The organism is Flavobacterium sp. (assembly GCF_036405015.1).
GTDB lineage: Bacteria > Bacteroidota > Bacteroidia > Flavobacteriales > Flavobacteriaceae > Flavobacterium.
In genome coordinates, this window is sequence record NZ_DASWYK010000207.1 from 37,539 (window position 1) to 51,455 (window position 13,917).

Consider the following 13,917-nt stretch of genomic DNA (forward strand, 5'->3'; position numbering starts at 1 on the left):
GATAAAATGCAAATACTAGACGGTAAAAAAACATCTAACGACATTAAAAACGAAATCGCAGCAGAAGTTCAAGCTATAAAAGCAGCTGGAGGAAAAGTACCTCATTTGGCAGCAGTTTTAGTTGGGAATAATGGAGCAAGTTTAACTTACGTGGGAAGTAAAGTAAAATCATGTCAAGAAATTGGTTTCGATTCAACTTTAGTTGCTTTACCAGAAACGATCACAGAAGACGAGCTTTTAGCAAAAATCAAAGAATTGAATGAAGATGATAATCTTGACGGATACATCGTTCAGTTGCCTTTGCCAAAACATATTGACGAAGAAAAAATTCTTTTGGCAATCGATCCTGATAAAGACGTTGACGGATTTCACCCAACAAACTTTGGTAGAATGGCTTTGGAGATGGAAACATTTATTCCAGCAACGCCATTCGGAATTATGCAATTGTTAGAGCGTTACAAAGTAGAAACATCAGGAAAACATACCGTAGTTATCGGAAGAAGCCACATCGTTGGTCGTCCGATGAGTATTTTAATGAGCCGTAAAGGAAATCCTGGAGATTCTACAGTTACATTAACTCATAGCAGAACTAAAGATTTAGCAGAATTCACTAAAAACGCAGATATCATTATCACGGCTTTAGGAGTTCCAGAATTCTTAAAAGCTGATATGGTAAAAGAAGGAGTAACAGTAATCGACGTTGGAATTACGCGTGTTGATGATGCATCAAATCCAAAAGGTTATGTAATTAAAGGTGATGTTGACTTTGACGGAGTAAGTAAAAAAGCAGCTTTCATTACACCAGTTCCAGGTGGAGTAGGGCCAATGACAATTGCAATGTTGCTTAAAAATACACTTTTAGCAAGAAAAATGAGAAGCGCAAGAAACAAATAAATCGCTTCAAAAATATATTTCAAAGCCTGTTCGATTGAGCAGGCTTTTTTTATGCAATTAGCGTAAAATTTCTAACACAAATTTATTTCACATAACAAAAAATATTTTCAGTTCTGTTTGTTTAAAAAAAGAGAAACGCCTTTTCTAAAGTTTCAAAAGCTATGTTTCTATGTGTTTAGAATTTCCACAAAGTGCTGTTTTAATATATAATTAATAGATTAAAGTTTTGGTTCTTAAAAATAAAGGATACTTTTGCAGCACTTAAAAAATAACACTTCTCCAAATGGACGATTATTATTATTCGTTAGTATTTAATTAAAGCAGCTTTTGAATTTCAAAATGCTGCGATAAAACCCTGTATTTTGAAATGAAAGCCTTTTACACAAACAACAACGGATTGGTAGAAATCCAAAAATGGACTTCAAATTGCTGGATTCACATCGAATCTCCAACAGAAACAGATAAAAAGTACTTATTAGAAGAGCTTCAAATTCCCGAAGCGTTCTACAATGATATTGAGGATATTGACGAAAGACCTCGTATCGAAATCGAAGACGGCTGGACATTAATTATCATGCGCATCCCGATAAAAAGTGGCGATGTCAAAATCCCTTTTCATACCGTTCCGCTCGGAATCATTTTTAAAGACGATATCTGCGTCACCATCAGTTTTTATAAAACAGAAATCATTGCCGATTTTGTATCGTATTCACGACGCAAAAACATCGAAATCGAAGATAATTTCAATTTAGTATTACGATTACTTTTGTCATCAAGCGTTTGGTATTTGAAATATTTGAAACAAATCAACCACAAAATCAAATTGGCCGAAGATAACTTAGAGAAATCAATCAAAAATGAAGAATTACAAGCCTTGCTTCAAATTGAAAAATGTTTTGTATTCTTCATCACTTCTTTAAAAGCCAATGACGTTTTATTTCAAAGAATAAAAAACTTAAAAGCGCACAAAGCCAATTACGACCCAGAATTGTTAGAAGATGTCGAAATCGAGTTAAATCAGGCGCAAGACACGGCCAATATTTACAACAACATCTTAACTGGAATGATGGATGCCTACGCCTCTGTAATCTCTAATAATATGAACAATATTATGAAACAGATGACATCGATTTCCATCATTTTAATGATCCCGACATTAATCGCCAGTTTGTACGGAATGAACGTCCCAAACGGTTTAGAAGAAAGCAAATACGGAATTTGGATTCTACTTTTAATTTCTATACTACTATCCTCTTTCGGCGTATTTTTATTCAAACGTAGAAGATGGTTCTAAAATAATAAAAGCCTGTTCATTAAGAATAGGCTTTTTCGTTTTTATGTTTTGGGCGTGACCGTGTTTTACAAATGGCGCACCAATCTTTACGCTTATGCGCGCCATTCGTAAAACACGGTCGGGCTATCCGCGCTACTTCGGTAGCCAGCTCCTATCCCTCACGCACTCACAAGATCTTGTCACTCCTGCAAGGTTTTCAGAACCTTGTAGGTATATTATATAAAAAGAAGCATATTTCTATTTTTGCTCAAAAAGACACTTTATACCTACAAGGTTTTGAAAACCTTGCAGGAATCAAAATCAATAAAATAATTTTTCATTTTTTTATTTGTCAATTCAAAATAAATAATAACTTTGTAATGCAAAGTACTTTAATTATGAATCAAAAGCACCAAGAAGATTTAGCACATATTCGTTCCATGATGGAGCGCTCTTCAAGATTTATATCATTAAGCGGACTTTCAGGAGTTTTCGCGGGTCTTTCGGCTTTAATTGGCGGAATCTATGTTTACGAGCTTTTCAAAGCAAATGGAATGGATTACCTAAACGATGAACATAGGTTATATTCGACCAATCTGGTTTCAGAATTATTCTGGATCGGAATCATAATCATGGTGGTTGCATTAGTATTCGCTGCTTTTTTTACTGTTAGAAAAAGCCGAAAATACAATTTGCCAATTTGGACTTCTGCAACAAAAAAAATGCTTTTTCATTTGGCAGTGCCACTAATAACTGGCGGAATATTTTGTCTGGCTTTAATGTACTATGGAAACTTTGGTTTTGTGGCGCCAGCGACATTAATTTTTTATGGACTTGCAGTTGTAAACGCTGAAAAATATACATTTTCTGATATAAAATATCTAGGTTTCTCGGAACTGATTTTAGGATGTATTGCACTTTTTAATATAGGATATGGTTTGATTTTCTGGATTTTAGGATTCGGAGTCCTACATATCGTATACGGATTAGTGATGTTCAAAAAATACAAATAACCCTATGGGAATTATTGATAAACTAAATAAAGATTTTGAAAGCCGTGTCAGATTAGGAATTATGTCTATTCTGATGGTTAACGACTGGGTAGATTTTACCGAGATGAAAACGCTTTTAAATATCACCGACGGTAATTTAGCAAGTCATTCCTCTGCGCTTGAAAAAGCCGCATACATTGAAGTTAAGAAAGAATTCGTTGGCAAAAAACCAAAAACTTCTTATCAAGTAACCGATTTGGGGCGTGCAGCTTTTAAAGAACATTTATCGTACCTTGAAAAATTAATGAAATCCTAATAACGCTTTTTTTTATCTAAAAACTTTGAATTACAAAGTACTTTTAAATTTAAAACAATGAAAAAACATCAAATTATTTTAGCCTGTACAGCGGTTTTTTTACTGCTTTTTTACAACGAATCTGTTGGAATCAATATTTCTATTTTCGGTGTAGTTCTTACGCTCCTGATTAGTTATTTCTTTCAGGAGAAGTTTGTCGACAGATCACATTTGGTTCTTGTAATGACCTCTATTTTGTCTTGTTTTGCCTTTGCTTGGTACGGAGATGCTGCATCATTCTTTGCTTTGGCTTTATCAATTTTGTTTTTACAATTCAAAACACAAGACGGTGAACTCAAAATCATTCAGGTTTTTCCTTTAATAATCTTAAACGGATTTGCTTCAGTGGGTAGAATATTTATTTTTAATCAGTGGCTTCCAGAGCGAAAAATTCACAATGATTTTGCTAAAAAACTGGTTGCTTTTGTAGTTATTCCGTTGGTATTCCTGGGATTGTTTTTTATCGTTTATTCTTTTGGAAGCAATCATTTTTCTTCATTATTTACCGATTATGAATTAGATCTAAATATGCCACAGTTAATAGGAATATCTATTTTAGGATTTTATATTTCGTTTAGTTTTTGGAATTATTGGGTTCCAGATACTTGCTATGAATACAATCCGAAGTTAAGTAATGATTTTAGTAATATTTCTGAATTAAAAAATCAAAGTACTTTTTCATTTCTAGATTTGGATTTCGAAAGAAAAAGCGGTGAAATCACATTGTTTCTACTCAATATTATGCTTTTGGTTTTTATTGGAACATACAATTACGAACAGTTTTTTGAGGTTGTAGAAAAAGCGAATCTGAGTTCAGATACACATGAACGTGTAAATGCTGTAATTTTTTCAATCTTGATGGCTGTTGGTGTAATTTTGTTTTACTTTAAAGGAGGGTTTAATTTTGATGAAAAAGCAACAACTTTGAAGAAACTGGCAAAAGTTTGGTTGGTTTTAAATGTAGTTTTGATTATAAGTACAATGATTAAAAATACAGAATATGTTTCTTTTTATGGCTTAACCTATAAACGACTTGGAGTTTATGCTTTTCTAATTTTAGCAATCATTGGTTTGATGGTTTCTTTTCAAAAAATCCAAAAACAGAAAACAAATGCTTTTCTTTTCAATCAAATGGTTTGGTATTTCTACGGAACAATTATTCTGTGCAGTTATGTAAACTGGGGAAGTTTAATTACCAACTACAATATTTCTGTAAACAAAGGAGTAGAGCCTGTTTTTTTAAGCGGATTAAATTTTAATGATGATGCCCGAAGAGCATATCTAAAGAAAAACAATTTAGACGGGAAATACGCAGAATCTGTGAGAGAAGAATTGATTTTAAATTATCAGAACAGTAGTTTTTTATCTAAAGCTTTGTACTACGAGTTTTTAAATCATGAAAAATAAATGATAAAAAAAAGTCCCATTTACACGAAATGGGACTTTTTTTATTGATTTCTTTTTTTAAACCTCGGGTCATTCTTTGAAATAAATGGAGTTCTTCTACTTGAAGTTTTATTTGGACTTTCTACTTTAGGAAGACTGGCTTCTTCTGTTTTACTAGAAGGCTCAATTAGCTGATTTAGTTCTTTTATTTCGGCATCGGTTAAATCTCGATATCTTCCAATAGGAACATCCAGAGAAATATTGATAATTCGGATACGTTTTAGAGCTGTAACTTCATAACCCAAATATTCAGACATTCTTCTAATCTGGCGGTTTAATCCCTGTGTTAGAATAATCTTGAAAGTATATTTACTGATTTGTTCAACCTTACATTTCTTGGTAACAGTATCCAAAATCGGAACCCCATTTCCCATTCTTTGAATAAATCGTTCTGTAATGGGTTTGTTTACAGTAACTGTATATTCTTTTTCGTGATTGTTTCTTGCGCGAAGAATTTTGTTTACAATATCACCATCATTCGTCATAAAAATTAATCCCTCACTGGCTTTGTCCAACCTTCCGATTGGAAAAATACGTTTTGGATAATTGATATAATCAACAATATTATTTTGAACTTCTAAATTAGTCGTACACTCAATTCCAACCGGTTTGTTGAATGCTAAATAAATCAATTTTTCGTTTTTCTCAACGATTAATTTTCCGTCAATTCGCACTTCGTCATTTGGCGAAACTTTGGTTCCCATTTCCGGAACAGTGCCATTTATTGTTACGCGTCCTTCTTCAATTAATTTATCAGCCTCACGACGAGAACAATATCCTGTTTCTCCAATAAATTTATTAAGACGTTTTAAATTTTCTTCCATACTGCAAAAGTAGGCAAAAAAAGATTTTAGATTTCAGATTTTAGATTTTTAGGAAAACTTTGTCCCTCTGTTCCTTTGTAACTTTGTCCCTAATTTAAGAATGATGAAAATCAATACTATCTTCTGGTGTTTCTTTTCTTTCAAACATTCCATAATCGCGAACTACAGTAGCTATTCTTAAATGATAATCTCTAAAAATACCATTTCTACCTTTTTGTTGAGCTAGGCGATGCATTTCAAGATTTCGCCATTGCTGAATGCTTTCCTCATCTCTCCAAAAAGACAAAGACAAAATTTTTCCAGAATCACTTAAACTCTGAAAACGTTCAATAGAAATAAATCCGTCAATATGATTTAATTCTGGTTTCAAGCTTGCGGCAATATCCAGATATTCTTCTTTTTTTCCTTCGTTCGGAATTACTTCAAAAATTACGGCTATCATCTTTTTGAGTTATAAGTTATAAGTTATGTGTGAAATGTGAAAAACTTTGTCTCTTTGAAACTTTGCCACTTTGTATCTAAGAGCTTTGCTCGTTAAAAAGAAACTCAATCACTTTATCATACAAATCATCGTCATGCATTCCGTGACCTAGGCCACTGGTTTCTATGAATTGACTGTTTTTCCAGTTACTGGCTATTTTTTTTCCTTCAGCGAAAGCTACAATTTTATCAGAAGTGTCATGAGCAACCAATCCGGGAATTGTAAATTCAGATGCAAATTTCTGTCCGGAAAAATCTGCCAGTTTAAAATTGAAACGATTTACGAATTTATTTTCCAGAAGAGGCAGCATTTTTCTGTTGAGACTTAACATTGAAATGTAATTATCAATCAAAGTTTTTAAATCTGAAGGAGCTCCTAAAATCACCATTTTATTAATGCTCGTATTCGGAAATAAATATTGATGATAAACGCAAGCAGCGCCACCAATGGAGTGTCCGATGATAATTTCTGGTTGATACTTTTCTACTGCTTTATTAATAAATTCGGCATAAAGCGGTACGTTAAATTCTTTTCCGCTACTTTGTCCGTGTGCAGGAGCGTCAAGTGCGATAATAGTGCTTCCAGATTTTTGTAGATGTGGTAGCGTTTTTTTCCAACGTGCAGCATTGCTTTCCCAGCCGTGAACCAATAGAATTTTGGTTTCATTTCCCTTCCAAATGTAGGTTTGAAAATGATGTTCGTTATGATGAAAAGTTTCTGTTTCTGTATTTTTTAAAACTTTAGGAAGCGTTTCTTTTTGTAATCTTCCCACTCTTGGCTGACTAAAAAGTGCATATGAAAGTTCCATCGCTTTTTGCGGACGAACATAACTCAAGAAGTTTATGTATGATCCAACCGATTTTAATGTGATAAAACGGATTCCTTTTTTAATTTTCAAAACTTAATTTTTTTCTAAAGGTAAAAAATGTTTTGCCACAGATTAAAAGGATTAAAAAGATTTTATTCAGCAAAAGCATAATTTAATCTGTGTTAATCTTTTTAATCTGTGGCAAAAAATAGAGCAAAAAAAAAGTCCCGATTTAATCGGGACCGTTTATTAGAATTTTGAGAACAATTGTTCCATTTTTTCTTTTTCTTCTTCAGCTAATTGCGTATCAACTAAGATTCTTCCAGAGTGCTCATCAGTGATGATTTTCTTTCTTGAAGCAATTTCAACCTGAGTTTGTGGTGGAATTGTAAAGAAAGATCCAGCAGAAGCTCCTCTTTCGATAGAAACTACAGCTAATCCGTTACGAACACTGCTTCTGATTCTGTTGTAAGCAGCTAATAATCTGTCTTCGATTTGTGCAGCATATTCAGCAGATTTCTCAGATAAGAAGATTTCTTCTTTTTGAGTTTCGGCCATAATAGCATCCAATTCAGATTTTTTATGTTTTAAATGAGAGCTTTTAGCATCAAGTTTTTCTTTTAAGTTAGAAATAACTTCTTTTTTGTGCTCGATAGAAGCTTTCATTTCTTTGATTTGCTTTTCAGCCAATTGAATTTCTAATTCTTGAAATTCAACTTCTTTAGTCAAAGAATTAAATTCTCTGTTGTTACGTACTGATTCTTGTTGTTTTGTGTACTTTTTGATCACTTCTTTATGCTCCTCAATAGCAATTTTCTTTGCTTTGATTTGCTCCTCAATCACTTCAAGTTCACCTTTCAGTTTCTCTGAACGAGTGCTCAAACCTGCAACTTCATCTTCTAAATCTTCAACCTCTAAAGGAAGTTCTCCTCTAACGTTTCTGATTTCGTCAATTCTAGAGTCAATAAGCTGTAAATCGTATATTGCTCTTAACTTGTCCTCAACACTTAATTCTTTCGTATTCGTCATATTCTATAAGTACTTAACTGGATTTGTATTTTCTTCCGATAAAATGATTGCAAAATTAAGAATTTTTTTTCGAAGAAAATCAACAATATAATTTTTTGTATAGCGTTCGCTCTCAAAATGACCAATATCTGCCAAAACTAGCTTGTTTTCAGCTTCATAAAACTGGTGATACTTCAAATCTGCCGTCAAAAAAGCATCGGCTCCAGACTGAATTGCGTTTTTTATCGCAAAACTTCCTGAACCTCCCAAAACAGCTACTTTTTTAATTTTCTTTCCTAAAAATGCAGAATGACGAATTCCGTCGGCAATCATTTTTTCTTTTACCAAATGAAGAAAATCTTTTTCATCCATTTCATTTTCGAATTCTCCAACCATTCCTAAACCAATATTCTGGTGCGCATTTTTCAAATCGTAAATTTCATAAGCGACTTCTTCATAAATATGATTAGCAAAAAGTGCTTTTAAAATGCGGGATTGAAGATGTTTTTCGAAAACAACTTCGATTTTGATTTCTTCTCCTGTATGTAATTTTCCTTTTTCTCCAATTACAGGATTGCTGTCCTCGTTTCCTTGAAAAGTAAAAAAGCCTTGCGTATTGAAACTGCAATTATCATAGTTTCCAATAGTTCCAGCTCCAGCTTCAAAAAGTGCATTTCGAACTTTATCCGCATTATCTGGAACAGTAAAAGTGACTAATTTTTGAATGAAATTTTGTTTCGGAATCAAAACTTTGGTATTTGTCAAACCTAAAGCATCACAGAAAATTTTATTTACTCCTTGTGAATGGTTGTCAAGTGCAGTATGAACGGCATAAATGGCAATATCATTTTTAATGGCTTTTAAAATTGCGCGTTCTACATAATTTTTACCGGTAATTTTTTTGATCCCTGAAAATAATATAGGGTGGAAACAAACCACAAGATTGCAGTTTTTGGTGATAGCTTCGTCAATTACATTTTCCAAAGCATCATGGCAGACTAAAACTCCAGTACAATCTGTTTCTGAATCTCCTACTAAAAGTCCGACATTATCAAAATCTTCTGCATAGGCAAGAGGCGCCATTTCTTCTAAAACTGATGTAATATTTTTGATTTTCATTTTTTTTGTTTCAAGTTTAAAATTTTATGCTTCAAGTTCTTTGACTTGTACTGAAACCTAAAACAAATTAACGAAAAAAATTATACTTTCGTAAAATGAATATGATGGTATGGCTAAGAATAAGAAAATAAATGTTCAGGGTATTGATGTTGGGGTTTATGAGAACAACAAAGAAGATTTCATGTCTCTTACTGATATTGCAAGACAACGAGATAGCAAGCGAAGTGATTATATTCTGCAAAACTGGATGCGAAATAGGAGCACAATTGAATTCATTGGTCTTTGGGAAAAATTTAATAACCCAAAATTTAATTCCATCGAATTCGATGGAATTAAAAATATGGCGGGTTCTAATAGCTTTTCGCTAACTCCCAAAAGATGGATTGAAACTACAAATGCTATAGGAATTGTTTCTAAAACTGGACGATACGGATGCAGTTTTTAATCAAATCTAATGTTCTGAATAAATTAAAACAATGAACTTACTTCGAAAATTATTTTTCCCTTTCGCCATTTTATACGGATTCATTACTTCAATCCGAAATTTTCTTTTTGATAAAGGAATTCTTAAATCGACTTCATTTGATGTTCCTGTAATTGCTGTGGGAAATCTTAGTGTTGGCGGAACTGGGAAAACACCTCAAATAGAATATCTAATTAGATTATTATCTGATAAATATAAAGTAGCAACATTAAGCCGAGGTTACAAAAGAAAGTCAAAAGGTTTTGTTTTGGCTGATCAAAATTCGAATGCCGAAATTTTGGGAGATGAACCCTTTCAGTTTTATCAAAAATTTCCAAATGTGATGGTGGCAGTGGATGCCAATCGTACAAACGGAATTCAACAATTACTTTCTCAAAATGAAAAGCCAGAAATTATCTTGCTAGATGATGCCTTTCAGCACCGCAAAGTAAAAGCTGGTTTTTATATTCTGCTAACTTCTTATGGTGATTTATATGCAGATGATTTTATGCTTCCGACTGGAAATCTAAGAGAAAGTAGAAGCGGAGCAGAAAGAGCCAATATTGTTGTAGTGACCAAATGTCCCAATGTTTTATCTGACGAAGAACAAGCTGAAATTCGACTAAAATTAAAGTTGAATTGTTCACAGCAAATCTTTTTTACTTTTATAGATTACGATGAAGTGATTTTTGGTGTTTCAGAAAAAATGGCTGTCAGTGAAATTAAATCAGAATCTAAAGTGCTTTTGGCTGGAATTGCAAAGCCTAAGCCATTTTTCGATTATTTAAAAAATGATAATGATGAATGTTTAACGTTTCCGGACCATCATCATTTTTCGGACGCTGATTTAGATGCCATCCAAAATAAAGCAAACGGAAGAAAAATAATTACAACCGAAAAAGATTATGTCCGTTTAAAAGATTCTAAACTTGTTTCTCAATTGTATTATCTTCCAATAAAAAGTACATTCATCAATCACCAGCAAAACTTTGATGCTACAATTTTAGAGTATGTAAAATCAAACTTAGAATCTTAGGAAATTAATCAAAAAATTTAGCAATAGTGGTATAGAATTCGTCTGGAACAAATGGTTTAGTAATAACATCATCCATTCCGAAAGAAAGAAGCATATCGCGGTTTTCGTCAAGCGAAATAGCGGTCAAAGCGATAATCGGAGTTGTCTTATCAAATTCGCGAATCAATTTGGTAGCCGTTGTTCCGTTGATGCCTGGAAGGTGAACATCCATTAAAACCATATCAAAACGTTTGACTTTTAAAAGCTCCACAGCATCTTCTCCATTATCTATGATTTCACAGTTAATGTTTTTGTTTTCAAGCATTTTTCTGGTTATCATTTGATTGATTTTATTGTCCTCAATCAGTAAAATAGATTTGTGTTTCAATTGTGTGTCACTATAAGGTTTTACTTCTTCTACTACTTCCAATGGTTCGTTGTTAATTTTAAAATTTAATTTGAAGGTAAAAGTAGAGCCTTTACCCACTTCGCTTTTTAGTTTTATTTCGCCTCCTAATAGTTCGATAAGTTTTTTTACAATGGTAAGACCAAGTCCGGTTCCTCCGTATTTTCGGTTTACTTCAATAGATCCCTGTGAGAAACTTTCAAAAACAGTTTGAAGTTTGTCTTCTGGAATTCCGATTCCCGTATCTACAATTTCAAAGTAAATCGTAGCCGTGTCGTCTTCCTGAGAGTAAAGTTTAGCAATAACGCTTACATGTCCGTTTTGAGTGAATTTTAAAGCGTTGTTGATTAGGTTCAGGATAATTTGAGATAGTTTTGTCGGATCTCCCATTAAACTGTCTGGAATCGATTTGTCTATTTCTAAATTGAAATAATTTTTATTAGCGGTAGCTAGTTCCTTTAATGAACTCTGAATATTGAATAAAAGTTCTTTCAGGTTAAAGCTGATCGTTTCTACCTCAACTTTGGTTGAATCAATTTTATTGATTTCTAAGATTTCGTTGATAAAAGTGGTCAGATAATTTCCTGAAAACTTCAAAGATTCCAGATATTTTAGTTGTTTTTTCTTCGGATTATCTTCAAGTAAAATATGGGTGATTCCATTAATAGCATTTAATGGAGTTCGCAACTCATGGCTTACGGTTGACAAAAATTCGGATCTTGCTTTTGAAGCTTTTTCGGCTTTGTTTTTGGCTAAAATCAGTTCCTTATTTTTTTCGCGAAGCAATAAGTTGTTTTGGTTTCTAATAATATTGTTTTTGTATAAAGCTAAACTCAAAAGAGATAAAATCGAAATTAAAGCAATAGCTAAAATGCTGACTAACTTAGAATAACGATAGGTTTTAAGCTGGATTTTTTCTTCGCTTTCTCTTTTGATAGTATTGTTTAAAGATTGATTTTTTTTGAATTTTTCGAATTCATTTAAATCAACTTTAGCATTTTTTAATCTTAAAAGATAATTTTCAAGCTGATAATGCTCATCTAAAAAAGAATAAGCCATATCATAATTTTTATTGGCTTTATAGTATTGACTTATGGCTAAAACAATCTTTGACTTTTTGGGTAAGTCATTGCTTTTTTCGTTGTATTCCAGTGCTTTGTCAAAATAAATTATAGCAGAATCGTTTCTTTGAAGTTGTGTTTCAATCAATCCAAGTTGATAGTAAGAATCTACTTTTGTTCTTATAATGCCCGGATTGTTTGGTTTTTGAGTGATGCTCTTGAAAGTTTTTGCAGCCAATGCAAGATCATTATTCTTCTTTTGTGCTAATGCTTTTTGGTAACTAAGAGCTTCAACATGATCAGTAATATTGAGCTCTTTTAGTAAATTCTGAGCTTTTGTGTAATAAACATCAGCTGTTTTATAGTCGCCTTTAGCAGTATTGGCTACACCGATATAATATAAAGCCAAAGCCTTTATACAGCTTGGTTTTAATGAATCGTATAAAGAAACGGTTTTGTGGAAATTCTTTAGTGCCTCTTCAAACTTTCCTTGGTTGTAAAAAATTTTACCCAGTTTCAAGGTCTGATTTGCAGCATTTTCTTTTTGGCCATGAACTTCGCAAAAACTGATTGATTTCTGTGTGTAAGCAGCTGCCTGACCATACTTTTTACTGTCAAGATTACTGTTGGCTAGTTTGTTGTAATAGGCAACGCTATCTGTATTCTTTTTGGTTTGAGAATACAAAAACGAGTTAAGAAAACAAACAACAATAAAAAGACAGTATTTCATGTATGGCAATGCTTTTACAATGAATCTTATTTTTTTCTTATTAGTAAAATTAAATCGATCAATCTTGATGAATAGCCAATCTCGTTATCGTACCAGCCAACTACTTTTACCATTTTATCGATAACCGAAGTAAGTTGTGCATCAAACAAACAAGAATGTGTATTGCCAATTACATCTACCGAGACAATTGGATCTTCGGTATAATCTAATATTCCTTTTAAATTTGTTTTTGAGGCTTCTTTAAATGCTTTATTTATTTCTTCAATGCTAACAGCACGTTTAACATTGAAGGTAATGTCGGTTAATGAACCGTCGGGAACAGGAACTCTTATTCCGCAACCTCCCATTTTGTTGTGCAATTTAGGAAAAATTTTTGTTAATGCCTTAGCTGCGCCAGTAGTTGTTGGAACAATTGACTGACTTGCACCTCTTGCACGGCGTAAATCCTTATGTGGCTGGTCGTGAAGACTTTGATCTGTGGTGAAAGAATGTATTGTTGTAATGTAAGCTTGCTCAATACCACACAATTCTTCGATAATTTTAATCATCGGAGCAGCATTATTTGTGGTGCAACTTGCATTAGAAACGATATCTTCATTTCCATCTAAAATAGTCTCGTTTACTCCCAGAACTACAGTTTTTATAGTGTCTACTTCAGACGGGGCAGAAAGAATTACTTTTTTTGCACCTGCTTCCAGATGTCTGTTTAACTCTTCATGCGTTTTGTATTTCCCTGTCGATTCGATAACAATGTCAATCGAATGCGATTTCCAATCGATATCTAAAATGTTTTTTTCATGAAAAAAGAAAAAATGCCTTCCGTCTACAATAATACTATTTTCGTCATGACTTACTTCAAAAGGCAAAACGCCATGAATACTGTCGTATTTGATTAAATGTGACATGGTTTTGTTATCGGCAATGTCATTTATAGCAACAACTTCGATATCAGGATGATTTAAAAGTAAGCGAAATAAATTTCTTCCAATTCTTCCAAATCCATTAATGGCAATTCTTGTTTTCAATTTTTTGGTTATTTGTT

14 protein-coding genes are annotated in these 13,917 nt (G+C 32.9%); 7 read left to right on the forward strand and 7 right to left on the reverse strand.

The window, feature by feature from the left end:
* Positions 1 to 6: 6 nt before the first annotated feature.
* The 5 genes from VGE71_RS17765 to VGE71_RS17785 all read left to right on the forward strand — a co-directional run bounded on the left by VGE71_RS17765 (position 7) and on the right by VGE71_RS17785 (position 4,921).
* Positions 7 to 894, forward strand: a complete 888-nt coding sequence (locus tag VGE71_RS17765; RefSeq protein WP_331139504.1) for a bifunctional 5,10-methylenetetrahydrofolate dehydrogenase/5,10-methenyltetrahydrofolate cyclohydrolase — start codon at positions 7 to 9, stop codon at positions 892 to 894.
* A 367-nt stretch (positions 895 to 1,261) separates the two neighbouring features.
* Entirely contained in the window at positions 1,262 to 2,188 is a 927-nt protein-coding gene (locus VGE71_RS17770; protein WP_331139505.1) for a magnesium transporter CorA family protein, read from the forward strand.
* Between the two features lie 377 nt (positions 2,189 to 2,565).
* A complete protein-coding gene (locus VGE71_RS17775) occupies positions 2,566 to 3,180 on the forward strand; it encodes a hypothetical protein (RefSeq protein WP_331139506.1) in 615 nt (204 codons plus the stop codon).
* A gap of 4 nt (positions 3,181 to 3,184) precedes the next feature.
* Complete coding sequence (locus VGE71_RS17780; protein ID WP_331139507.1) at positions 3,185 to 3,475, forward strand: transcriptional regulator; 291 nt, start codon at positions 3,185 to 3,187, stop codon at positions 3,473 to 3,475.
* Positions 3,476 to 3,532: 57 nt separating this feature from the next.
* Positions 3,533 to 4,921 (forward strand): DUF4173 domain-containing protein, encoded by a 1,389-nt coding sequence (locus VGE71_RS17785; RefSeq protein ID WP_331139508.1) that lies wholly within the window; start codon positions 3,533 to 3,535, stop codon positions 4,919 to 4,921.
* Between the two features lie 41 nt (positions 4,922 to 4,962).
* Here the strand turns inward: VGE71_RS17785 and rluF are convergent, their stop codons facing one another.
* The 5 genes from rluF to VGE71_RS17810 form a co-directional block, all read right to left on the reverse strand.
* On the reverse strand, positions 4,963 to 5,784 hold the full coding sequence (rluF, locus tag VGE71_RS17790) for a 23S rRNA pseudouridine(2604) synthase RluF (protein ID WP_331139509.1): 822 nt from the start codon (positions 5,782 to 5,784) through the stop codon (positions 4,963 to 4,965).
* 94 nt (positions 5,785 to 5,878) lie between these two features.
* The gene (locus tag VGE71_RS17795) at positions 5,879 to 6,226 is read right to left on the reverse strand and encodes an antibiotic biosynthesis monooxygenase family protein (RefSeq protein ID WP_144217842.1); all 348 of its coding nucleotides are present in this window, start codon (positions 6,224 to 6,226) and stop codon (positions 5,879 to 5,881) included.
* 76 nt (positions 6,227 to 6,302) lie between these two features.
* The gene (locus VGE71_RS17800; protein ID WP_331139510.1) at positions 6,303 to 7,163 is read right to left on the reverse strand and encodes an alpha/beta hydrolase; all 861 of its coding nucleotides are present in this window, start codon (positions 7,161 to 7,163) and stop codon (positions 6,303 to 6,305) included.
* A gap of 159 nt (positions 7,164 to 7,322) precedes the next feature.
* Entirely contained in the window at positions 7,323 to 8,102 is a 780-nt protein-coding gene (locus tag VGE71_RS17805) for a zinc ribbon domain-containing protein (protein WP_331139511.1), read from the reverse strand.
* Positions 8,103 to 8,105: 3 nt separating this feature from the next.
* Complete coding sequence (locus tag VGE71_RS17810; RefSeq protein WP_331139512.1) at positions 8,106 to 9,200, reverse strand: Nif3-like dinuclear metal center hexameric protein; 1,095 nt, start codon at positions 9,198 to 9,200, stop codon at positions 8,106 to 8,108.
* Between the two features lie 109 nt (positions 9,201 to 9,309).
* Between VGE71_RS17810 and VGE71_RS17815 the strand changes: the two genes are divergently transcribed.
* Positions 9,310 to 9,645 carry a KilA-N domain-containing protein gene (locus tag VGE71_RS17815; RefSeq protein WP_331139513.1) on the forward strand — a complete coding sequence of 112 codons (336 nt, stop codon included), beginning with the start codon at positions 9,310 to 9,312 and terminating at the stop codon, positions 9,643 to 9,645.
* A gap of 31 nt (positions 9,646 to 9,676) precedes the next feature.
* Positions 9,677 to 10,699 (forward strand): tetraacyldisaccharide 4'-kinase, encoded by a 1,023-nt coding sequence (gene lpxK / locus VGE71_RS17820; protein ID WP_331139514.1) that lies wholly within the window; start codon positions 9,677 to 9,679, stop codon positions 10,697 to 10,699.
* A 4-nt stretch (positions 10,700 to 10,703) separates the two neighbouring features.
* Here the strand turns inward: lpxK and VGE71_RS17825 are convergent, their stop codons facing one another.
* Complete coding sequence (locus VGE71_RS17825; RefSeq protein WP_331139515.1) at positions 10,704 to 12,875, reverse strand: ATP-binding protein; 2,172 nt, start codon at positions 12,873 to 12,875, stop codon at positions 10,704 to 10,706.
* A 26-nt stretch (positions 12,876 to 12,901) separates the two neighbouring features.
* On the reverse strand, positions 12,902 to 13,900 hold the full coding sequence (gene gap, locus VGE71_RS17830; RefSeq protein ID WP_331139516.1) for a type I glyceraldehyde-3-phosphate dehydrogenase: 999 nt from the start codon (positions 13,898 to 13,900) through the stop codon (positions 12,902 to 12,904).
* Positions 13,901 to 13,917 lie beyond the last annotated feature (17 nt).

Bases quoted from the DNA above. Each gene is read 5' to 3' on its own strand.
- VGE71_RS17765 (WP_331139504.1), top strand. From the start codon at position 7: ATGCAAATACTAGACGGTAAAAAAACATCTAACGACATTAAAAACGAA.
- VGE71_RS17770 (WP_331139505.1), top strand. From the start codon at position 1,262: ATGAAAGCCTTTTACACAAACAACAACGGATTGGTAGAAATCCAAAAA.
- VGE71_RS17775 (WP_331139506.1), top strand. From the start codon at position 2,566: ATGAATCAAAAGCACCAAGAAGATTTAGCACATATTCGTTCCATGATG.
- VGE71_RS17780 (WP_331139507.1), top strand. From the start codon at position 3,185: ATGGGAATTATTGATAAACTAAATAAAGATTTTGAAAGCCGTGTCAGA.
- VGE71_RS17785 (WP_331139508.1), top strand. From the start codon at position 3,533: ATGAAAAAACATCAAATTATTTTAGCCTGTACAGCGGTTTTTTTACTG.
- rluF (WP_331139509.1), bottom strand. From the start codon at position 5,784: ATGGAAGAAAATTTAAAACGTCTTAATAAATTTATTGGAGAAACAGGA.
- VGE71_RS17795 (WP_144217842.1), bottom strand. From the start codon at position 6,226: ATGATAGCCGTAATTTTTGAAGTAATTCCGAACGAAGGAAAAAAAGAA.
- VGE71_RS17805 (WP_331139511.1), bottom strand. From the start codon at position 8,102: ATGACGAATACGAAAGAATTAAGTGTTGAGGACAAGTTAAGAGCAATA.
- VGE71_RS17810 (WP_331139512.1), bottom strand. From the start codon at position 9,200: ATGAAAATCAAAAATATTACATCAGTTTTAGAAGAAATGGCGCCTCTT.
- VGE71_RS17815 (WP_331139513.1), top strand. From the start codon at position 9,310: ATGGCTAAGAATAAGAAAATAAATGTTCAGGGTATTGATGTTGGGGTT.
- lpxK (WP_331139514.1), top strand. From the start codon at position 9,677: ATGAACTTACTTCGAAAATTATTTTTCCCTTTCGCCATTTTATACGGA.
- VGE71_RS17825 (WP_331139515.1), bottom strand. From the start codon at position 12,875: ATGAAATACTGTCTTTTTATTGTTGTTTGTTTTCTTAACTCGTTTTTG.